The organism is Pseudomonas sp. JAI120 (assembly GCF_014207255.1).
Taxonomy (GTDB): Bacteria; Pseudomonadota; Gammaproteobacteria; order Pseudomonadales; family Pseudomonadaceae; genus Aquipseudomonas.
In genome coordinates this window covers 442282-462447 of the sequence record NZ_JACHCZ010000005.1, presented here as the reverse complement: position 1 = coordinate 462447, position 20166 = coordinate 442282, and the positions used below count along the sequence as shown (strand labels likewise).

Here is a 20166-nt window from a genome sequence, read left to right as displayed (position 1 = left end):
TCCGTCAGTGGCTGGCCGCTGTGGCGCCCATTTCGTTGACTTGCTGGAAGGTCGAAAAGCGCTCGAGGCCGAAGGGCTTGATCAAGTCCGGCACCTTGCCGCCGCTGGCGACCAGCTCGGCCATGGTTTTGCCGCAGATCGGCGTGGCCTTGAAGCCCCAGGTGCCCCAGCCGGCGTCGAGGTAGTAATTCTTTACCGGCGACAGGCCCATGATCGGGCTGTAGTCGGGGGTCATGTCGGTGATCCCGGCCCACTGGCGCATCAACTTGGCGTTGGCCAGGAACGGGAACATCTCGATGGCATGGGCCAACAGGCTTTCCTTGAGGTCCAGGGTCGAGCGCGTGTTGAACAGCGGGTACGGGTCGGAACCGCCACCGAACACCACTTCGCCACGGCTGGTTTGCTGCACGTAGCAGTGCAGGGCCGAGGAACTCACCAACGGGTCGAGGAACGGCTTGAACGGTTGGGTGACCATGGCCTGCAACGGGAAGGTCTGGATCGGCGAACGGATACCGGCCTTGGCCATCAGCAGCGAACTGTGCCCGGCAATCGCCTGCACCGCGCAGCCGCAACGGATGGTGCCGCGATTGGTTTTCACCGCGGTGATGGTGCCGTTTTCGATCACCAGGTCCTGCACTTCGGTGAGCTGGTGGATTTCCACCCCGCGCTTGGCCGCCTGCTTGGCGTAGCCCCAGGCCACGGCATCGTGGCGTGCGGTGGCGCCGTCGATATGCCAGAGCCCGGCGAGCACCGGCAAGTGGCCGGGGTCGAGGTTGAGGCTGGGCACCAGTTCGCGGATCTGCTGGCGGTCGATCATCTCGGTACGCCCGCCGAAGTGCTTGTTGACCTCGGCGCGCTGGCGGAACGAACGCACGGTGGCGTCGGTGTGGGCCAGGGTCAGTTGGCCGCGCTCGGAGTACATGATGTTGAAATCGAACTCGTTGGACAGCGACAGGAACATCTTCACCGACTCGGCGTAGAAACGAACGCCTTCGCTGGTGAGGTAGTTGGAGCGGATCACCGCCGTATTGCGCGCGGTATTGCCGCCGCCCAGGTAGGCCTTTTCCAGCACCGCTATATTGGTGATCCCGTGGTACTTGGCCAGGTAGTAGGCCGTCGCCAGGCCATGGCCACCGGCGCCGATGATCACCACGTCGTAACTCGACTTGAGTTCCTTGGGCGGTGGCAGGTCCACCTCCACCGGGTACTCCGAACTCAGCCCGTATTTCAATAGATTGAATGGCATACGGCCTCCGATTGGCTGCGTAGGGCGTGGTGTTGCGCCAGAGCGGCGGCCACGGTGTTTTTCATCAGGAAGGCAATGGTCATCGGCCCGACACCGCCGGGCACCGGGGTGATGGCGGCGACATGGGGCAGGGCGCTGTCGAAGTCGACATCACCCACCAGGCGGCTGCGGCCGTCGTCGTCGATGCGGTTAATACCGACATCAATCACCACCGCGCCGGGCTTCAACCAGCTCGCGTCAATCAAGCGGGCGCGGCCCACGGCGGCGATCACGATATCGGCCTGGCGACACAGGGCCTGGGCATCGTGGCTGCGTGAATGCAGCACGGTCACCGAGCAATCCGCCTTGAGCAGCAGCGCGGCCATGGGCTTGCCGACGATGTTCGAACGGCCGATCACCACCGCGTGTTTGCCACGCAGGTCGCCGCAGGTTTGCTCCAACAGATACAGGCAACCGCTCGGGGTGCATGGCGTGAGCACCGCGCGGCCCTGGCTGAGGCCGCCGACGTTCTGGCTGTGAAACCCGTCGACGTCCTTCTCCGGCGCGATGGCTTCCAGGGCGCGCAGTTCGTCCATCTGCGCCGGCAACGGCAATTGCAGGAGGATGCCGTGGATCGCCGGGTCGGCATTCAATTGGCCGATCAGAATCAATAATTGTTCGGTGCTGGTATCGCCGGGCAGGCGATGCTCCACGGAGCGGATGCCCACCTCTTCGGCGCGCAGGATCTTGTTGCGCACATAAACCTGGCTGGCCGGGTCGCTGCCCACCAGGATCACCGCCAGCGCCGGTTGAATATCCTGCCCATGCAGCCGCGCCACGTCCTCGCGCACTTGCAGCAGCACTCGCGCGGCGGCGGCTTTGCCGTCGATCAGTTTATGCGCGTTCACCGGAACACCACCGTTCTGTCCTGATTGAGGAAGACCCGGTGCTCCAGGTGGTACTTGACCGCCTTGGATAGGGCCACGGTTTCGGTGTCGCGGCCGATGGCGACGAGGTCGTCGGGCTTGTACACGTGGTCGACGCGCTGCACTTCCTGCTCGATGATTGGGCCCTCATCCAGGTCGCTGGTCACATAGTGCGCGGTGGCGCCGATCAACTTCACACCGCGTTGATACGCCTGGTGATAGGGCTTGGCACCCTTGAAACCGGGCAGGAACGAATGGTGGATATTGATCGCCCGCCCCGACAGTTGCCGGCACAGGTCGTCGGAGAGGATCTGCATGTAGCGCGCCAACACCACCAGCTCGGTGCGGGTGTCATCGACGATCTTCATCAACTCGGCTTCCTGCGCGGCCTTGTTGTCCTTGGACACCGGCAGGTAGATAAAGCGAATGCCCTCGCGCTCGGCCATCGGCCGCAGGTCGAGGTGGTTGGAGACGATGGCGGTGATGGTCATGTCCATCTCGCCCTTGTGGTAGCGGTAGAGCAGGTCGGTGAGGCAGTGGTCGAACTTGCTCACCATCAGCATCACGCGCATCGGCTCGCGGGTGTCGTACAGCTCCCACTGCATGTCGAAGGCCTGGGCGACATCGGCGAAACCGTCTCTGATCTCTTGCAGGTCCCCTGTGTGCCCATCGTTGAAGCGGAACACGGCGCGCATGAAGAAGCGGCCGCTGAAGTCATCGTCGAACTGCGCCATTTCCCCGATGTAGCACGCCTTGTCCGCCAGGTAAGTGGTGACGGCAGCGACGATGCCGGACACGGCGGGGCACGTCACCTTGATGATGAAATGGTTTTTTTCGTGTTGCATGACACGTCCTCGGGATGATGGCGGCAGCTCATCGCATAGCGAAAAAATGTCTGAGGACAGCAGGCTCATTCCTTGAGCGCATTTTCTTGTGAGGAATAAAATATTCCTGAATTGGCTTTATAGGGGAATGGGGGCAGGGCGTCTAGGGGTTTTGGGAAAGTTTTTTAACTGAGGGGAATTTTTAGCGGACAGGACGGCATCGAATCCAGTCAAAAATGTGGGAGGGGGCTTGCTCCCGATAAGGGTGGGTCAATGACAAATGCATTCACTGACATTCCCTTATCGGGAGCAAGCCCCCTCCCACAGTTGAATCTCTGTGCTTCAGGTGTATCGCGAGTTCGGATTACTCCTTGTCGTTGCCGTAGTTCATGATCGACAACAACCGAATCGGCACCCGCACCAACTGCTCCGGCCCGTGCGGAATCTCGCCCTCAAACGTCAAGCTGTCCCCGGCCTCCATCCGATACAGCTGGTTGCCATGCCGATAAATCAACTCCCCCTCCAGCAAATGCAAAAACTCCGTCCCTGGATGGGCAAAGGTCGGAAACTCCTCACTGGCGTCATCCATGCTGACCATGTACGCCTCGAAGCTCTTCTTCGGTCCGCGCGTGTGGTTGAGCAGGTGATAGGTATGCCCTTTCTCGGTCCCCCGGCGCACCACTTCCATGCCCTGGTCGGCCTTGACCAGCAAGGCGCTGCCATCCTGCTGGTCGTATTCGCTGAATAACTTCGATAACGGCAGCCCGAGCACGTCGCACAGGCGGCTCAAGGTATCGAGGCTGGTGGAGACCTGGGCGTTCTCGATCTTGCTCAACATGCCCTGGCTGATATCGGCAATCTTCGCCACGTCGGACAGCTTAAGGTCCTGGGCCTGGCGCTGGCGTTTGATCTGCAGCCCCAGGTATTGCTCGAGCTTGAGGCGCGGGGCGGTTTCGGTGGACATGATCATCGGCTCCTGCACGGTTTCCGTTCAGTAATATTATTTTCGCACTGGGAAAGTGCAAGGTCTGGCGCTTGAAGGCCACCCCGCTGTACGTATTCCTGCGGGGAAAAGAATTTTCCCATATATACAGCACAAAAGCGCAGCTCCACCCACTTCGATGTGTCGACCACGAATCTGGCAAGGGTATTGCATTCCTGTAGGGAAACTAACTTTCTTTTTAGGAATAAAAAGACAGCCTAGACCCACCCACACGGTTTTGCCTTTCGCGAGGAGTGACACGCAATGTTGCCAGCAGAAACCCAGCGCCTCATCGACAAGCACGGGATCAAGTACGTGCTTGCGCAGTTTGTGGATATACACGGTGCGGCCAAGACCAAGTCGGTGCCCATCTGCGGGCTCAAGACCGTGGCCGAAGAGGGCGCGGGGTTTGCCGGGTTTGCCATCAGTGGCATGGGTATGGAGCCCCACGGCCCGGACTTCATGGCGCGTGGCGATCTGTCGACCTTGACCCCGGTACCCTGGCAGCCAGGTTATGGGCGCGTGGTGTGCGTCGGGCATGTCGACGGCAAGCCTCATCCCTACGACAGCCGCTACGTGTTGCAGCAACAAGTGCAGCGCCTGCAGGACAAGGGCTGGACGCTTAACACCGGCCTGGAGCCCGAGTTCAACCTGATGCGCCGCGACGAGCAGGGCAAGTTGCAATTGGTAGACCCCAGCGACAACCTCGACAAGCCTTGCTACGACTACAAGGGCCTGTCGCGTTCGCGGGTGTTTCTCGAGCGCCTGACCGAAGCCTTGCAGGCGGTGGATTTCGAGGTCTATCAAATCGACCATGAAGACGCGAACGGCCAGTTCGAGATCAATTACACCTACAGCGACGCTTTGACCTCCGCCGACCGTTTCACCTTCTTCCGCATGGCCGCCGGCGAGATCGCCAATGACCTGGGCATGATCTGCTCCTTCATGCCCAAGCCCGACCCGAAACGCGCCGGTAATGGCATGCACTTTCACCTGTCGATCAGCAGCGCCGAGAACAAAAACCTGTTCCATGACGCCAGCGACCCGAGCGGCATGGGCCTGTCGAAACTCGCCTATCACTTCGCCGCCGGCTTGCTCGCCCATGGCCCGGCGCTGTGTGCGTTCGCCGCGCCCACGGTCAACTCCTACAAGCGCCTGGTGGTCGGCAACTCGTTGTCCGGCGCCACCTGGGCCCCGGCCTTTATTGCGTTTGGCGCCAACAACCGCTCGGCCATGGTGCGCGTGCCGTATGGCCGCCTGGAGTTCCGCCTGCCGGATGCCGGCTGCAATCCCTATCTGGTCAGCGCTGCGATCATCGCCGCGGGCCTGGACGGTATTGATCGCCAGTTGGAAATCGACCACGTCTGCAACGAAAACCTCTACAGCCTGAGCCTCGAGCAGATCGCCGAGCGCGGCATCAAGACCCTGCCGCAATCCCTCAAGGAAGCCTGCGACGCGCTGGAAGCCGACGCGCTGTTCGCCGAAATGCTCGGCCCGCAGATCGTGGGCGAGTTCATCAAGCTCAAGCGCATGGAGTGGGTGGAGTACAGCCGCCATGTGAGCGACTGGGAAATCCAGCGCTATACCGAATTTTTCTGACACCGTGTGACGGAGACTTGTTATGTGTGGAATCGTAGGCCTGTACCTGAAGAATCCGCAGCTGGAACCCCAGCTCGGCAAGCTGTTTGAACCCATGCTGCAAGCCATGACCGACCGTGGCCCGGACAGCGCCGGTTTCGCCATCTACGGCGATGAAGTCGCCGATGGCTGGGTCAAGCTGACCCTGCAAGCCACCACCGAAGCCTTCGATTGGAAAGGCTTGATGGGCGAGCTGGAAGGGCGCCTCGGCTGTTCCCTGGACTGGTTCCAGAACGCCAGCGCCGCCGTATTGAAGATCCACGCCGACGAAGCTCCGGTGCGCCTGGCCCTGGCCGAACTGGCGCCGAGCGTGCGCATCATGAGCGCCGGGCAGAGCATCGAGATCCTCAAGGGCATGGGCCTGCCCCAGGAGATTTCCCAGCGCTTCGGCCTGGCAAACATGCAGGGCAGCCACATCATCGGCCACACCCGCATGGCCACGGAAAGCGCGGTGACCATGGAGGGCAGCCACCCGTTTTCCACCGGCGCCGACCTGTGCCTGGTACACAACGGCTCGCTGTCCAACCACTTCCGCCTGCGCCAGGAACTCAAGCGCGAAGGCATCCACTTCGAAACCGACAACGACACCGAAGTCGCCGCCGGCTACCTGACCTGGCGCCTGCAACAGGGCGACTCGCTCAAAGAGGCGCTGGACCATTCCCTGGAAGACCTCGACGGTTTCTTCACCTTCGCCATCGGCACGCGCAACGGCTTTGCGGTGATCCGCGACCCGATTGCGTGCAAGCCGGCGATCCTCGCCGAGACCGACGACTACGTCGCCATGGCCTCCGAATACCAGGCGCTGTCGAGCCTGCCGGGCATCGAGAACGCGCGGATCTGGGAGCCGGCACCGGCCACGTTGTACATCTGGGAACGCCAGTCAGCTTAAGGAGCGCACACATGAAAACCATCGATCTTTCCACCGCCACCGTGCGTGACCTCAACCAGGCGCTGCACGCCCAGGCCATCGACAACGAGTGGCGCGTGACCCATTCCAACGGCAAGCACAACCTCGCGGTGGGGGTGAACCAGGCCGTGTCCATCGATATCGAGGGCCACGCCGGCTACTACTGCGCGGGCATGAACCAGCAGGCCTCGATCACCGTGCACGGCAATGTCGGCGTGGGCTGCGCCGAGAACATGATGTCCGGCTCGGTGCGCGTCAAAGGCAGCGCGTCCCAGGCGGCCGGGGCCACGGCCCATGGCGGTTTGCTGGTGATCGAGGGCGACGCGGGCGCGCGTTGCGGGATCTCCATGAAGGGCATCGACATCGTCGTCGGCGGCAGCATCGGCCATATGAGCTGCTTCATGGGCCAGGCCGGGCGCCTGGTGGTGTGCGGCGACGCCGGCGATGCGCTGGGCGATTCGCTCTACGAAACCCACATCTACGTGAAAGGCACGGTGGAGTCCCTGGGCTCGGACTGCGTCGAAAAAGAGATGCGCAGCGAGCACCTGCAAGAGTTGCAGGAACTGCTCGACCGCGCCGGTTTCGCCCACCAGGCGGCGGATTTCAAGCGCTACGGCTCGGCCCGTCAACTCTACAACTTCAAAGTCGATAACGCCTCCGCGTACTGATCAGGAGCTTCACCATGACTGAACAAACCCCTCCGGTCCTGCGCGAGTCGGCCACCTTCGACCGCCTGACCATCCAGGAAATCCAGCGTGCCGCCGAAACCGGCATCTACGACATTCGCGGTGGCGGCACCAAGCGCAAGCTGCCGCACTTCGATGACTTGCTGCTGCTCGGCGCCAGCGTGTCGCGCTACCCGCTGGAAGGCTATCGCGAGAAGTGCGGCACCGATGTGATCCTCGGCAACCGTTTCGCCAAGAAGCCGATCCACCTGAAGATCCCGGTGACCATCGCCGGCATGAGTTTCGGTGCGTTGTCGGCCAACGCCAAGGAGGCCCTGGGCCGTGGCGCGACCATCGCCGGCACCAGCACCACCACCGGTGACGGCGGCATGACCCCGGAAGAGCGCGGCCAGTCCCAGCACCTGGTGTATCAGTACCTGCCATCACGCTACGGCATGAACCCGGATGACTTGCGCAAGGCCGATGCCATCGAGATCGTCCTCGGCCAGGGCGCCAAGCCCGGGGGTGGCGGCATGTTGCTCGGCATGAAAGTCACCGAGCGTGTGGCCGGCATGCGCACCTTGCCGATCGGCGTGGACCAGCGTAGCGCCTGTCGCCACCCGGACTGGACCGGCCCGGATGACCTGGCGATCAAGATTGCCGAGCTGCGCGAAATCACCGATTGGGAAAAACCGATCTACGTGAAAATCGGCGCGAGCCGGCCGTATTACGACGTGAAGCTGGCGGTCAAGGCCGGTGCCGATGTGATCGTGCTCGACGGCATGCAAGGCGGGACTGCCGCGACCCAGGAAGTGTTTATCGAGCATGTGGGCATCCCGATTTTGTCGGCCATCCCGCAAGCGGTACAGGCTTTGCAAGAGATGGGCATGCACCGCAAGGTCCAGTTGATCGTGTCGGGCGGGATTCGCAACGGTGCCGATGTGGCCAAGGCCATGGCGATGGGCGCGGATGCGGTCGCCATCGGCACGGCGGCGCTGATTGCCCTGGGCGATAACCACCCACGGCTGGACGCGGAACTGAAAAAGATCGGCTCGGCCGCCGGCTTCTACGACGACTGGCAGAACGGCCGCGACCCGGCCGGCATCACCACGCAAGACCCGGAGCTGTCCAAGCGCCTCGACCCGGTGGAAGGCGGGCGGCGGTTGGCCAACTACCTGCGGGTGATGGTGCTGGAGGCGCAGACCATGGCCCGTGCGTGCGGCAAATCGCACCTGCACAACCTCGACCCCGAGGACCTGGTGGCGCTGACAGTGGAATCGGCCGCCATGGCGCGGGTGCCGCTGGCGGGGACCAGTTGGGTGCCGGGTTCGGGTAGCGGTTACTGAGGCGGGAGAAGAACCTGTGGCGAGGGAGCTTGCTCCCGTTCGACAGCGCAGCTGGAGCCGGCTTTTTAGGGCTGCTTCGCACCCCAGCGGGAGCAAGCTCCCTCGCCACAATAGATAGGCAAATCAAGGAGCCCGCCTAGAGGCTCTCCAAACAACAACTGCTCGCTGCCCGACACTTCCCATTTCTTTTGCAGGAGCTTTGAACATGGTCAATCGTCTTCTCGGCAAATCCCTCTCCGGTTTATTGGTGGCCAGTGCCTTTGCACCCTTGGCCCAGGCCGCCGACGCCCCCACCTTGAACACCGGCAGCACCGCCTGGATGGTCACCGCCGCCGTGCTGGTGCTGTTCATGTGCTTGCCGGGGCTTGCGTTGTTCTACGGCGGCCTGGTCCGTGCGAAAAACATGCTCTCGTTGTTCACCCAATGCTTCGGCATTGCCGGGTTGGTGGGCGTGCTGTGGGTGATCTACGGCTACAGCATGGTGGTCGACACCACCGGCATGGTCGAAGGGCAGGTGACCTTCAACAGTTTTGTCGGCGGCCTGAGCCGCGCCTTTCTGGCGGGCATGACCCCGGAGAGCCTGGTGGGGGATATTCCGGAAGGGGTGTTCGTGACCTTCCAGATGACCTTCGCCATCATCACCCCGGCGCTGATCGCCGGCGCCTTTGCCGAACGCATGAAATTCTCGGCGGCGCTGCTGTTCATGGCCCTCTGGTTCACCCTGGTCTATGCCCCGGTGGCGCATATGGTCTGGGGCGGTTCGGGGGCCTTGATGCATAACTGGGGCGTGCTCGATTTTGCCGGCGGCACCGCCGTGCACATCAATGCCGGTGTGGCTGCGCTCGCTGCGTGCCTGATCCTCGGCAAGCGCAAGGGCTACCAGAACACGCCGATGCCGGCGCATAACCTCAGCCTGACCATGGCCGGCGCGGCGATGCTCTGGGTCGGCTGGTTCGGCTTCAATATCGGCTCCGGTGGCGGCCTCAGCGGCACCTCGGGCATCGTCATGCTCAACACTCAGTTGGGCGCCTGCGCCGGGATTCTGGGCTGGATGTTCACCGAGTGGTTCAAGGTCGGCAAGCCCAGTGCCCTTGGCCTGGCCAGCGGCGCGTTGGCCGGTCTGGTGGGGATCACCCCGGCGTGTGCCTACGTGGGCGTCGGCGGTGCGTTGGCCATCGGCTTGCTGTGCGGGGTGTTCTGTTATTTGAGCGTGACGGTGTTGAAGCGCCGCTTCGGCTACGACGACAGCCTCGACGTGTTCGGCCTGCACGGCATCGGTGGGATGATCGGCGCGGTGTTGACTGGCGTGTTCTGTGTACCGTCCATGGGTGGCCTGGTGGAAGGTGTGACCATGGGCGCTCAGGTAGTTGCCCAGCTCAAGGGTGTGCTGCTGACCACGGTGTACTGCTTTGTGATCAGTTGGGTCATCCTCAAGGTGGTCAATGCCCTGGTTGGCTTGCGTGCCCATGAGTCGGTGGAGGAGATGGGGTTGGACCTGGCCGAGCATAATGAGCGGGCCTACAACCACTGAAGTAAACGCGGCTCAAACTGTTTGCCAGTCAGTTAAGGGCGAGCGCTGTACCTGTGGTGAGGGAGCTTGCTCCCGTGACGGATCAGGAGCCGACGGTTATCCAACTGATGCCCTGCGACTAAAATGTGGGAGGGGCGGTGCGACGATTCGACTTGCCCCCGATGGCGGCCTGACAGCCGACCAGAATGTCAGGCCGAGTACATATCCGTTGCTGCGGTAACGGCCACTTAGGGTTCCGCTCTTACAGCGGGTCACTTTTGGAAAAGAGCCCCAAAAGTAACCAAAAGGGCTCTTGCCCCACCACTCGGCACCTCGCCCAGGCTCGGTGTGCCCGTAATCCGACAGTGATTCGGGGGGCCGCCGCCACGCGCCATCCATGGCGCGGGGCGGCTAAACCGGCATCCCTGCCGGTTTACCCCCCAAATCACTATCGGATTCCGGCCAGCGTGGTTAACGGGGCGCCTGAGATCAAGATCTACAGCAAGATCAAGATCAAGATCTACAGCAAGATCAAGAGCGGCTCGCTTCGCATCGTGGTTACCGTTGTGGATACCTATGCGCCTACAGCGGTCTGTCAGTCAGCTTGGTTGTAGCTGAGCCACCGCCATCGGGGGCAAGTCCCCTTCCGCATTTGCCTTGCTGCGTTGCAGCTGGCTCGCCACCAGGGTGTTCTTCAGCAGGTAGGCAATCGTCATCGGTCCCACACCGCCGGGCACTGGCGTGATTGCGCTGGCAATGGTGCGTGCGCTGGCGTAATCCACATCCCCCACCAACCGCGTGCCGGTCTCGGTGGTGATGCGGTTGATCCCCACATCAATCACCACTGCGCCGGGCTTGAGCCAACTGGCATCGATCAACTGCGGCCGGCCTACGGCGGCGACGACGATGTCGGCCAAACGGCACAGCGCCGGTGCATCGATGCTGCGCGAGTGCACCACGCTGACCGAGCAGTTGGCCTGCAGCAGCAGGGTTGCCATGGGTTTGCCGACAATGTTCGAACGCCCGATCACCACCGCGTGCAAGCCGCTCAAGTCGCCGCAGGTTTCGTGCAGCAGGCGCATGCAGCCACTGGGCGTGCACGGCGTGAGCACTTCGATGCCTTGCACCAGGCCGCCGACGTTTTCGCGGTGGAAGCCATCGACATCCTTGATCGGGTCGATCGCGTGGATCACCGCCGCTTCGTCGATATGCGCCGGCAGCGGCAACTGCACCAGGATGCCGTTGACCGTCGCATCGGCATTCAACTGGGCAAGCAGGTCGAGCACTTGCGTCTGGCTGGCATCCTCCGGCAGCCGGTATTCCAGGGAGCGAATCCCGACTTCCTTCGCCCGCAGCAGTTTATTGCGCACGTAGACGTGGCTGGCCGGGTCATCGCCCACCAGCAATACCGCCAGGGCCGGGTAGATTTGCTGCGAGGCAAGCAGCAGGACCTCTTCGCGAACCTCGTCGAGCACCTGGGCAGAGATGGCCTTGCCGTCGATATCGCGGGCAAGCGTGGGGAGAGAGCTGGTCAAAAGCGTCACCGTTGTCTGGGGAAATAAGGCGCTGAGGGATAGGAATCCCTCAGCCATAGGCAGGCCAGAAGGCTCAGGCTACCAGTTGATGGCAGGCATACACCACCAGCACACCGGCGACCAGCGTGGCATAGGGCAGCCAGCCGGCGCGGCGTTGGCCGTCATCGGCCTGGATATACAGGTCAGTGAGCATGGCGGCGGGGAAGCGGCCCTTGTCCTGAACATAGTGGCGGTAGCAGAACACCGGCAGGATCAGCAGCGCCAACAGCAAGCCGGTGACCAGCGTGCCTGCGCCCCAGATGTCCGCGCCCAGGCCCATGCAGGCCAGGTTGACGAAACTCAGCACGCCGCCGGCCGCCAGCAGCACGGTGGGGGCTTTGTACGGGCGCACCCAGTCGGGGCGGTCCAGGCGGTGGATCCAGCCGGCATTGAGGTTGAGGAAGTTGAAGATGATGTAGCTGACGTTGGACGCCGCAAGCACGAACACGTAGTCCGACATCAGCAACAGCAGCAGGTTGAACGACAGGTCGGTCCACATCGCCGCCGTCGGCGCGCCATGTTCGTTGGTGCGCCCCAGGTACTTGGGCAGCCAGCCATCCACCGAAGCCTGATACAGGGTGCGCGACGAACCGGACATCGAGGTCATGATCGCCAGCAACGTCGCCAGCACCAGCATGATCAATACGATATTGGCCACCACCTTGCCGCCGCCGATGCTGTCGGCCAGCACCTGGCCAACGCCCATGCCGCTGTAGATCGCCGGCGAGAGCAGGCCGCTGTACACCGCGGGCGTCACGGTTGCGCCACTGGCGTCGAGCACCGCCGGCGTCACCAGTTGGCCCAGCCCGAGGCTGCCTTGAAATGCCAGCGGCACCAGGGTGAACACCAGGATGCACAGCAGGCCGGCGTAGAAGATCGCCTTGAAGGTGTCGCGCTTGGGGTCCTTGAACTCACGGGTGTAGCACACCGCCGTTTCAAAGCCGTAGGTGGACCACGCCGCCATGAACAGCCCACCGGCCATCAGTGACCAGCCGGATATATCCCACGGTCCATCGATGACTTGCCCGGCCGCGTCATGGGCCAGGGGGTACAGCGGCAGGAAGTTGGCCTGGGTCGCATCCCCGGTGAACAACGGCACCACGCCCACCAGCAGCAGCGGAATCAACGAGGTGACGCCGAGCACCAGGGTCAGGCGCGCCGACCGCAGGATGCCGCCGTGCTGCACGGCAAACACCGTGAGCAAAATCAACAAACCAATGGCGAACGTCGCGTTGATGCGCAACGACAGACCGCTTTTCACCCAGCCCAGGTCCAGCAGGGTCAGTTGCCAGGTGTTGATCAGCGCATCGGCGGGAAACAGCGCCGTGAGGATATACCCCGCCGCCAGCCCCGAACCGATGGACAGCACCGGCGACCAGGCCAGCCAGTTGCACCACACCGACACCGGTGCGATCAGCTTGCTGTAGCGCACCCAGGCCACCGCGCCGTACACCGAGGCGCCGCCGGATTTGTGCGGGAACAGCCCGGCGATCTCGGCGTAGGTGAAGGCCTGGATAAACCCGAACAGGATCGACACGATCCACACGATCCACGCCGGTTTGCCCACCGTGGCGGCAATCGCACCGATGGAGAACAACACCAGCGCGGGCACACCACTGGCGACCCAGAATGCCCCGCGCCAATCGATCTTGCGGTGCAGGCTGCCCACCGAGCCGGCAGCCTGCGGTACAGCCTCGAACGTCGTCGCTTCCATCTTCGTATTCCCATGTCTGAATAGCGGTTAGGTTGGGGCAGTCAAAATGGGGTGGCACACCCGTTTCGGGACGATCAGCTACGCACCCGGCTTTTGTCCGGGTCGTAGAAAATCGCTGCGCTGACCGTGGCGCTGATGCGCTTCTGCAGGCCATCGACTTTGCCAATCTCAAGTTCAGTGCCGGGCTCGGCGCAGCTCACGTCGACCCGGCACAGCGCGATATTGCTGGCCAGCAGCGGTGAGCGGCAGGCACTGGTGATCACCCCGACCTGGGCCCGGCCCTGGTACACCGGGTCGCCATGGTGGGCGGTCTCGTTGCCGCTCAGGTGCAGGCCGACCAGCTTGTGGCTGGGATGGGCGCTGCGCCGCAGCAGGGCGTCGCGACCGATAAAGTCATCGGTCTTGCTCTTGAGCGGCACGCTGAAACCGATACCGGCCTCGAACGGATCGGTCTGGTCGCTGAACTCGTAGCCGGCGAAAATCAGCCCGGCTTCGATGCGCAGCAGGTCCAGGGCTTCCAGGCCCAGGGGCACCAGGCCCAAGGGTTGGCCGAGTTGCCAGATGCGGTCCCAGACCCGTTCGGCGTCTTCGGGCTGGCACCACACCTCAAAGCCCAGTTCGCCGGTGTAGCCGGTGCGCGAAATCATCAACGGGCAGCCGTCGAAACCGTCCAGCCGACCGACCAGGAAGCGAAACCAGCCGAGGGTTTCCACACTCGGTTGCGTGGGCGGAGTCCAGACCATCTGCTTGAGCAGTTCGCGGCTCAGCGGCCCTTGCACTGCCAGGTTGTGAATCTGCGCGCTGGCGGACTTGACCCACACCTTCATGCCCAGTTTCTGTGCCTGTTCGCGCAACCACACGCCGGCGTAGTCTTCGCCGCAGATCCAGCGGAAGTTGTCCGGGCCCAGGCGCAGCAGGGTGCCGTCGTCGAGCATGCCGCCGTGGGCATGGCACATCGCCGAATACACCACTTGGCCCACCGCGAGGCGCCGTACGTCGCGGGTCAGGCAGTACTGCAACAGGGCTTCGGCGTCGGGGCCGATGATTTCGAATTTGCGCAGGGCGGTCAGGTCCATCACCGCCACCCGTTCGCGGCAACCGAGGTATTCCTCGGTGACGCCGTAACCGTCGTAGCGCAGCGGCAGCCACCAGTTGCGGTAGTCGGTGAAGCTGCCGGTGAGGGCGCGGGTACGTGAGTGAAACGCGGACTCACGGGTGAGGATCGGGTCGGCATCCGCCGTGGTTCGAGTGCTCATGGCGATGGAAAAACGCTCCTTCTCGCTGTAGATGCGGACATGGATGTCGGTCGGGTTCCAGCCATTGGCCGGGTCAATGTCATCCGGGCACGAGGTACTGCCACACAGCAGGTCGGTCATGGCCCGCAGCAGCACGTAATCGCCGGGCCGTGACCAGGGTTCATCCAGGGTCATCTGCTGGTGCGCATCGATACCGGTGTTGAAGAAGAAATTGATCGCCGGCCAGCCGTTGCGCGCCTGCACGCCATGGGAGGCGAGGACGCGGCTGAGGTTGTCGCTGCAGTTGTCGTGCCCGAAATAGCCATGGGTTTCGTAGTAGCGCGCCGCGCAGGCCAGGGCGAATGAATCGTGGCGCCCGACGGTGTCTTGCACCACCTCCAGCATCGGTTGCATATGGCGGTCGAAAAACTTCGAGAACAGCCCCGGTGCCGGGTAGGCGCTGCCGTTCAGCGTGCGCGTGACGGTCTGGTCCAGGTCCAGTTCGACGCCGCGATCCAGGGCTCGCCGGTCGAGAGCGACGAAGTCCGAACACTGGCGGCCTGCGACGTCCAGCACCTGGATGTACTGCCCTCTGGCGACGGTGTAGCTGTGGGCCGTGCCCGCGCGCAGGGTGAATTCGTCGAGTACATCGCCCAACGGTTCGGGCAGGGCCGGTACCAGCAGCGGCGAGGGGTTGGCCCGCGTCACCAGCAGGCGCAGCTCGCTGGGCCGGTATTGCCGGTCGACGGCGGTGGCCTCGGCGGGGGCGGCGACGATTACCAGCAGCGCGTCCTCGGCGACAAACTGTCGGCTGTGGCCGGGCGGGCTGTCGGCGTCCCACAGCGAGGCAGCCAGCGGCAATGCCTGTGTGTCGATGCCGCGCCGCTGGAGCGCCTGGCCGATACGCCCAGGCACGCTGCACGCCGTTGACCCGCTCAGACCCCAGCTCGCCAGGGCGCTGCGGCCGCCGGCGTCGAGGGCCAGCAGTGCGCAGGTTTGCCGGCCTTCGACGTCGATCACGTGCAGGCCGTCGCCAGGCTGCAAGTCGACCAGGGTCACGCCACCGACGGCCACGCGGTAGCGTTCCAGGTTCGGCGCGCGGGCAAACAGCCCGGGTTCACGGGGATGGGAAACACGCGGTGCATTCATCATCATCCGACCGACTTGATGGGCGTCGCGGGCTCGCCCAGGTACGCCGCCATCGAGTCATCCAGGGCCTGCAACCACGGCGTGTGGTGGGGCGGTGACTGAGTGCCGGTCATCAGCGAGCGATAGGACTTGTCGCGATAGCCCATGATGTTTTCCGCCTTGTCGTGCTTCCAGTGCAGAAAGGTTTCGTTGACGGCGGCGATGTCGAAATTCGGGTAGTCGGTGGCGTCCACCAGTTGCTGGATATAGGCGCCCTGGTACTCGAACATCTGCTGGTTGGTTTCCAGGGTCTGTTCCCGTGCGTGCCACGCTTGGCTGTCGGCGACCATGTCGGCGTGGCCGGGCAGTTGAATGCGCCCGAGGATCACATCGCGGGCATACCAGGCCTGGGCGTCGAACATGTTGAAGGAGTACCACTGGTCCTGCATGCCGAGGTAGATCAGGCGTGGGTTGGGTTCCCAGAACACGCCCTTGTAGAGGTTCATCGGCCACAGGCGGTTGTCGGTCTTGAGGCTCAGTTCATCGGGCAGGAACGGGAAGTGGTGCTTGTAGCCGGTGCACAGGATCACCGCGTCGATGTGCTTGCTGCTGCCATCGATAAAGTACGCGCGGTTGTTTTCCAGGCGCTGGAGCAGCGGTTTTTCTTCCCAGTTATCCGGCCAGGCATAGCCCATGGGCGCGCTGCGGTAGCAACTGGTGATGCTGCGCGCGCCGTATTTGTAGCATTGCGAGCCGATGTCCTCGGCCGAATAGCTGCTGCCGACGATCAGCAGGTCCTTGTCCTTGAACTCCAGGGCCTCGCGAAAATCGTGGGCATGCAGGATACGCCCGGCGAACTGTTCGAAGCCTTCGAAGTACGGCACCTTGGGCGTGGAAAAGTGGCCGCAGGCGTTGATCACGTAGTCGAATTCCTCGCAGGTCAAGGTGTCGCTGGTGTAGTCGTGGGCGTAGAGGGTGAAGCGCTGGCTCTGTTCGTCGAAGGTGACTTGCCGCACCACATTGTTGAAGCGGATGTAGTCGCGCACGCCGGCCTTTTCCACGCGGCCCTTGATGTAGTCCCACAGCACTTCGCGCGGCGGGTAGGAGGCGATGGGCCGGCCGAAATGCTCTTCGAAGGTGTAGTCGGCGAACTCCAGGCATTCCTTGGGACCGTTGGACCACAGGTAGCGGTACATGCTGCCGTGCACCGGCTCGCCGTTCTCGTCGAGGCCGGTGCGCCAGGTGTAGTTCCACATGCCGCCCCAGTCCTGCTGTTTTTCGAAGCACACCAGCTCAGGGATGGCGGCGCCTTTGTCGCGGGCCGACTGGAACGCGCGAAGTTGCGCCAGGCCGCATGGGCCGGCACCGATGATTGCTACACGTAGGGTCATGAGCGTGCCTCCTGAAGGTTTCAGCGAAAGATCACTGTCTTGTCCTGGTTGATGAACACCCGGTGTTCCAGGTGGTATTTCAGGGCTTTGGAAAGGGCCACGGTTTCGGTGTCACGGCCGATGGCGACCAGCGAATCGGGCAGGTGGGTATGGTCGACGCGCTGGATTTCCTGCTCGATGATCGGGCCTTCATCCAGGTCGCTGGTGACGTAGTGGGCGGTGGCGCCGATCAGCTTGACGCCACGGTCATAGGCCTGGTGGTAGGGCTTGGCGCCCTTGAAACCGGGCAGGAACGAGTGGTGGATATTGATCGCCCGGCCCGACAGTTGCTGGCACAGCCCGTCTGACAGGATCTGCATGTAGCGCGCGAGCACCACCAGGTCGGTCTGGGTGTCTTCGACGATGCGCATCAGCTCGGCTTCCTGGCCGGCCTTGGTGTCCTTGGTGATCGGCAGGTAGATGAAGCGGATGCCTTCGCGTTCGGCCATCGCCCGCAGGTCCAGGTGGTTGGAGACCACGGCAGTGATGTGCATGTCCATCTCGCCCTTGCGGTGGCGGTAGAGCAGGTCGGTGAGGCAGTGGTCGAACTTGCTGACCATCAGCAGCACGCGGGTCGGTTGGCGTGAGCTGAACAACTGCCAGTGCATGTCGAAGCCACCGGCAAGGTCGCCGAGGCCTTTGCGCAGGGCGTCGATGTCGCCGCTCACGCCGGTGTTGAAACGGAACACCGCGCGCATGAAAAACTGCCCGGTGAACTCATCGTCGAACTGTGCCAGCTCGCTGATGTAGCACTGCTGTTGGGCCAGGCACACGCTGATCGCGGCGACAATCCCGGACGCCGCCGGGCAGGTGATCTTGAGGATGTAATGTTCGCTGGAGGCGTCCATCGAAGGCTCCTGAATTGCGTGAAGGAAGGTTCAGCCCTTGGCCGTGCGCTTGGTTTTTTGCGGGTCGTCGAAGGGCAGGGCGTGGGTGCTGGCGCTGGCCTCAAGGCTGCCGCGAACCTGCAAGGCAATACCGGGTTCGGAACAGGCGACGCTCATGCGCGCGATGGCCATCGAGCGTTTGCTCAGGCGCGAATACATGCCGCAGGTGATCACGCCGACTTGCTGGTTGCCCTGCCACACGGTGTCGCCGGCCTCGGCGGCGCGGACGCCCTCAAGCAGCACACCGGTGATCTTGAAGCGCTCCTGGCCGCGCAGGCGCAGGTGTTCTTCGGCGCCACGGAAGGCGTTCTTGCCAGGTGAAACAGTGAAATCCAGGCCCATTTCCCAGAGGGTGTCGCCGGCCTTCTGGTCGGCGAAGGGGTACATCTGCGAGTTGTCGTAGGGGAAAAACATCAGCGAGCTTTCCACCCGCAACCAGTCCAGGGCGGTGAAGGCGCAGGGGATGATCCCCAGGCTCGCGCCTTGTTCGAGGATGCTGTCCCACAGGAACGGCGCATCGGCGGCCTTGCAGAAAATCTCATAGCCACGTTCGCCGGTGTAGCCGGTGCGCGAGATCATCACCGGGCGGTCGAACAGGCGGGTTTGCAGGTGGTGGAAGTACGCCAGCTGGCGGATGCCGGGCACGTGTTCGGCGAGGAAATCCACCGCCAGCGGGCCTTGCAGCGACAGGTCGTGCAGGTCGTCATCGAACAGCACCGCCACTTGCCGGCCCTGGGCCGAGCGCACGAGCATTTCATGCCCGGTGCCGGCGCCATGCACCACCATGAACGCGTTGGGGCCGGTGCGGTAGACGATGCAGTCATCGACGAACTTGCCGTCCTCATCGAGCATCGAGGCATACACCGATTTGCCGGGGTAGAGCTTGGCGATGTCGCGGGTGGTGGCCCACTGCAACAGGCTCTCGGCGTGGGGGCCCACGTAATGGACTTTTTTCAGGCCGGACACGTCCATCAGGCCGGCGCGGGTGCGGATCGCCTGGTGGTGGTCGGCGAGGTCACTGCTGTAGGTCCAGGCAGTGCCCATGCCGTTCCAGTCTTCGAGGTGGGAGCCGAGGGCGCGGTGCCGTTCGGCCAATGCAGAAATACGCCATGAGTGGGTCATGTGAGGTTCCTTGTCGTAGAAGAAGGGGCGTCAGGCCTGTGGGTCGAACTGGCTCAGCCACTCGACCAGCGTGTGGCGGTAGCGGGTCATGCCCTTGTAGTCGGCGATGGGGTCGGGCAGGTCGCGCAGCACGCGGTGCAGGCGACAGCCCCAGCCGGGTTGCGTGACCAGCTCGTCCAGGCTGATCAGGTAGGTGCGGATGCTGAACATCACCGCGTGGCTGCGCGGCAGGCGCGCCATCACTTGCAGCTCGACCCGCAGGTGCACCTGTTGCCCGACGTTCTGCGCGGTGATCTGGCCGCGATCGGCGCCCCATTCATGGAAGGTTTCCGGCGACGAATCCAGGCGCGGATTGATGGTCAGTGTCCAGTTCAAGCGCCGTACCGGCTGGCCGACCTGCAGGTTGAGCAGGTACTTCAGCGCCCGTTCGAACACGCCCATCTGATGGGCCATGGGCACCGGTGCGTGCCACTGCTTGAAACTCATGCCGGCGTCGAACGCCAGCGACCAGTCGGCCGGGCTGGTGACCAGGCCGGCGTCCATGTACAGGTCGCCGTCGCGCTGGTCGAGCAGGGCGAAATCCCCCTGCACCTGACGGCCGATGTACTCCAGCGGCGCGCAGGGCAGGCTGGTGGCATCGCCGAAGATGAAGTGCTGGTCGATGTCCAGGAGGTGGTTGCGCCACTGCCAGCGCTCGCCGTTTTGCGTCAGGCTGAACGACTGCGGGTAGTCGGCGGCCAGGTGTTCCATGATCATCTGCAGCGCATCCCAGGCCGCCACTTGCATGTGCGGCATCACCAGGTAGCGGCGCGGGTCCTTGTCCAGCACCAGGGCGCGCTCGGCCATTTCCGAGCGGTAGTGCTCGTCGATGTCGAAGGCGTGCTCATAGATCGAGCCGGGGTCGCGGGAGATGGCCGGTTCGATGTTCACCGAGTACAGGTAGCTGTCCTCGATAAAGGGAAAGGGGAAACGCCGGATCGCTGCCGGGCTGTTGCGAAAACTGAAATCGTCGCGATAGCTCAGCACGGGGCTCGTTTGCAGGGGCATGGCACT

Annotated in this window: 16 protein-coding genes; 5 read left to right on the top strand and 11 right to left on the bottom strand. The window is 63.2% G+C overall.

The annotated features are described in order from the left end of the window. Positions 1-4: 4 nt before the first annotated feature. From HDC32_RS25705 to HDC32_RS25690, 4 genes are all read right to left on the bottom strand, one after another. Entirely contained in the window at positions 5-1246 is a 1242-nt protein-coding gene (locus tag HDC32_RS25705) for an FAD-dependent oxidoreductase (RefSeq protein WP_184746047.1), read from the bottom strand. Further along, positions 1228-2133: a bifunctional methylenetetrahydrofolate dehydrogenase/methenyltetrahydrofolate cyclohydrolase FolD gene (gene folD, locus HDC32_RS25700; protein WP_184746045.1), complete on the bottom strand. Its 906-nt coding sequence runs from the start codon at positions 2131-2133 to the stop codon at positions 1228-1230. Before folD (HDC32_RS25700) ends, HDC32_RS25705 begins: the two co-directional genes overlap by 19 nt. Then, the gene (purU, locus tag HDC32_RS25695; RefSeq protein ID WP_090402534.1) at positions 2130-2996 is read right to left on the bottom strand and encodes a formyltetrahydrofolate deformylase; all 867 of its coding nucleotides are present in this window, start codon (positions 2994-2996) and stop codon (positions 2130-2132) included. The genes folD (HDC32_RS25700) and purU (HDC32_RS25695) overlap by 4 nt, the downstream gene beginning before the upstream one ends. 343 nt (positions 2997-3339) lie before the next feature. Continuing rightward, a complete protein-coding gene (locus HDC32_RS25690; protein WP_131698783.1) occupies positions 3340-3939 on the bottom strand; it encodes a helix-turn-helix domain-containing protein in 600 nt (199 codons plus the stop codon). Positions 3940-4221: 282 nt separating this feature from the next. Between HDC32_RS25690 and glnT the strand changes: the two genes are divergently transcribed. The 5 genes from glnT to HDC32_RS25665 all read left to right on the top strand — a co-directional run bounded on the left by glnT (position 4222) and on the right by HDC32_RS25665 (position 10044). After that, positions 4222-5556: a type III glutamate--ammonia ligase gene (gene glnT, locus HDC32_RS25685; RefSeq protein ID WP_145338782.1), complete on the top strand. Its 1335-nt coding sequence runs from the start codon at positions 4222-4224 to the stop codon at positions 5554-5556. Positions 5557-5578: 22 nt separating this feature from the next. Continuing rightward, positions 5579-6484 (top strand): glutamine amidotransferase family protein, encoded by a 906-nt coding sequence (locus tag HDC32_RS25680; RefSeq protein WP_131698781.1) that lies wholly within the window; start codon positions 5579-5581, stop codon positions 6482-6484. A gap of 11 nt (positions 6485-6495) precedes the next feature. Continuing rightward, positions 6496-7170, top strand: coding sequence for a protein glxC (locus HDC32_RS25675; protein WP_027603580.1), 675 nt, complete (start codon positions 6496-6498; stop codon positions 7168-7170). A gap of 14 nt (positions 7171-7184) precedes the next feature. Further along, entirely contained in the window at positions 7185-8513 is a 1329-nt protein-coding gene (locus HDC32_RS25670; RefSeq protein WP_078732729.1) for an FMN-binding glutamate synthase family protein, read from the top strand. Positions 8514-8718: 205 nt separating this feature from the next. After that, positions 8719-10044 (top strand): ammonium transporter, encoded by a 1326-nt coding sequence (locus HDC32_RS25665; RefSeq protein WP_184746043.1) that lies wholly within the window; start codon positions 8719-8721, stop codon positions 10042-10044. A gap of 578 nt (positions 10045-10622) precedes the next feature. On the opposite strand, the gene folD (HDC32_RS25660) is transcribed toward HDC32_RS25665, so the two are convergent. From folD (HDC32_RS25660) to HDC32_RS25630, 7 genes are all read right to left on the bottom strand, one after another. Further along, the gene (gene folD / locus HDC32_RS25660; RefSeq protein WP_260403728.1) at positions 10623-11558 is read right to left on the bottom strand and encodes a bifunctional methylenetetrahydrofolate dehydrogenase/methenyltetrahydrofolate cyclohydrolase FolD; all 936 of its coding nucleotides are present in this window, start codon (positions 11556-11558) and stop codon (positions 10623-10625) included. 73 nt (positions 11559-11631) lie between these two features. Beyond that, positions 11632-13311, bottom strand: a complete 1680-nt coding sequence (locus tag HDC32_RS25655; RefSeq protein ID WP_145338780.1) for an APC family permease — start codon at positions 13309-13311, stop codon at positions 11632-11634. Positions 13312-13385: 74 nt separating this feature from the next. Next, complete coding sequence (locus HDC32_RS25650; protein WP_184746039.1) at positions 13386-15695, bottom strand: DUF1989 domain-containing protein; 2310 nt, start codon at positions 15693-15695, stop codon at positions 13386-13388. A 2-nt stretch (positions 15696-15697) separates the two neighbouring features. Continuing rightward, complete coding sequence (locus tag HDC32_RS25645; protein WP_131698776.1) at positions 15698-17065, bottom strand: NAD(P)-binding domain-containing protein; 1368 nt, start codon at positions 17063-17065, stop codon at positions 15698-15700. Positions 17066-17085: 20 nt separating this feature from the next. Next, positions 17086-17952: a formyltetrahydrofolate deformylase gene (gene purU / locus HDC32_RS25640; RefSeq protein WP_131698775.1), complete on the bottom strand. Its 867-nt coding sequence runs from the start codon at positions 17950-17952 to the stop codon at positions 17086-17088. A 30-nt stretch (positions 17953-17982) separates the two neighbouring features. Then, a complete protein-coding gene (locus HDC32_RS25635; RefSeq protein ID WP_092488268.1) occupies positions 17983-19113 on the bottom strand; it encodes an aminomethyltransferase family protein in 1131 nt (376 codons plus the stop codon). A gap of 30 nt (positions 19114-19143) precedes the next feature. Then, on the bottom strand, positions 19144-20160 hold the full coding sequence (locus HDC32_RS25630) for a DUF3445 domain-containing protein (RefSeq protein WP_145338778.1): 1017 nt from the start codon (positions 20158-20160) through the stop codon (positions 19144-19146). Positions 20161-20166 lie beyond the last annotated feature (6 nt).

What these genes read in the sequence shown, in the direction of transcription:
- HDC32_RS25670 (WP_078732729.1), top strand. Translation starts at nt 7,185, where the DNA reads ATGACTGAACAAACCCCTCCGGTCCTGCGCGAGTCGGCCACCTTCGAC.
- HDC32_RS25645 (WP_131698776.1), bottom strand. Translation starts at nt 17,065, where the DNA reads ATGACCCTACGTGTAGCAATCATCGGTGCCGGCCCATGCGGCCTGGCG.
- HDC32_RS25635 (WP_092488268.1), bottom strand. Translation starts at nt 19,113, where the DNA reads ATGACCCACTCATGGCGTATTTCTGCATTGGCCGAACGGCACCGCGCC.
- HDC32_RS25690 (WP_131698783.1), bottom strand. Translation starts at nt 3,939, where the DNA reads ATGTCCACCGAAACCGCCCCGCGCCTCAAGCTCGAGCAATACCTGGGG.
- purU (WP_131698775.1), bottom strand. Translation starts at nt 17,952, where the DNA reads ATGGACGCCTCCAGCGAACATTACATCCTCAAGATCACCTGCCCGGCG.
- HDC32_RS25665 (WP_184746043.1), top strand. Translation starts at nt 8,719, where the DNA reads ATGGTCAATCGTCTTCTCGGCAAATCCCTCTCCGGTTTATTGGTGGCC.
- purU (WP_090402534.1), bottom strand. Translation starts at nt 2,996, where the DNA reads ATGCAACACGAAAAAAACCATTTCATCATCAAGGTGACGTGCCCCGCC.
- HDC32_RS25630 (WP_145338778.1), bottom strand. Translation starts at nt 20,160, where the DNA reads ATGCCCCTGCAAACGAGCCCCGTGCTGAGCTATCGCGACGATTTCAGT.
- glnT (WP_145338782.1), top strand. Translation starts at nt 4,222, where the DNA reads ATGTTGCCAGCAGAAACCCAGCGCCTCATCGACAAGCACGGGATCAAG.
- HDC32_RS25680 (WP_131698781.1), top strand. Translation starts at nt 5,579, where the DNA reads ATGTGTGGAATCGTAGGCCTGTACCTGAAGAATCCGCAGCTGGAACCC.
- HDC32_RS25705 (WP_184746047.1), bottom strand. Translation starts at nt 1,246, where the DNA reads ATGCCATTCAATCTATTGAAATACGGGCTGAGTTCGGAGTACCCGGTG.
- HDC32_RS25650 (WP_184746039.1), bottom strand. Translation starts at nt 15,695, where the DNA reads ATGAATGCACCGCGTGTTTCCCATCCCCGTGAACCCGGGCTGTTTGCC.
- HDC32_RS25675 (WP_027603580.1), top strand. Translation starts at nt 6,496, where the DNA reads ATGAAAACCATCGATCTTTCCACCGCCACCGTGCGTGACCTCAACCAG.
- HDC32_RS25655 (WP_145338780.1), bottom strand. Translation starts at nt 13,311, where the DNA reads ATGGAAGCGACGACGTTCGAGGCTGTACCGCAGGCTGCCGGCTCGGTG.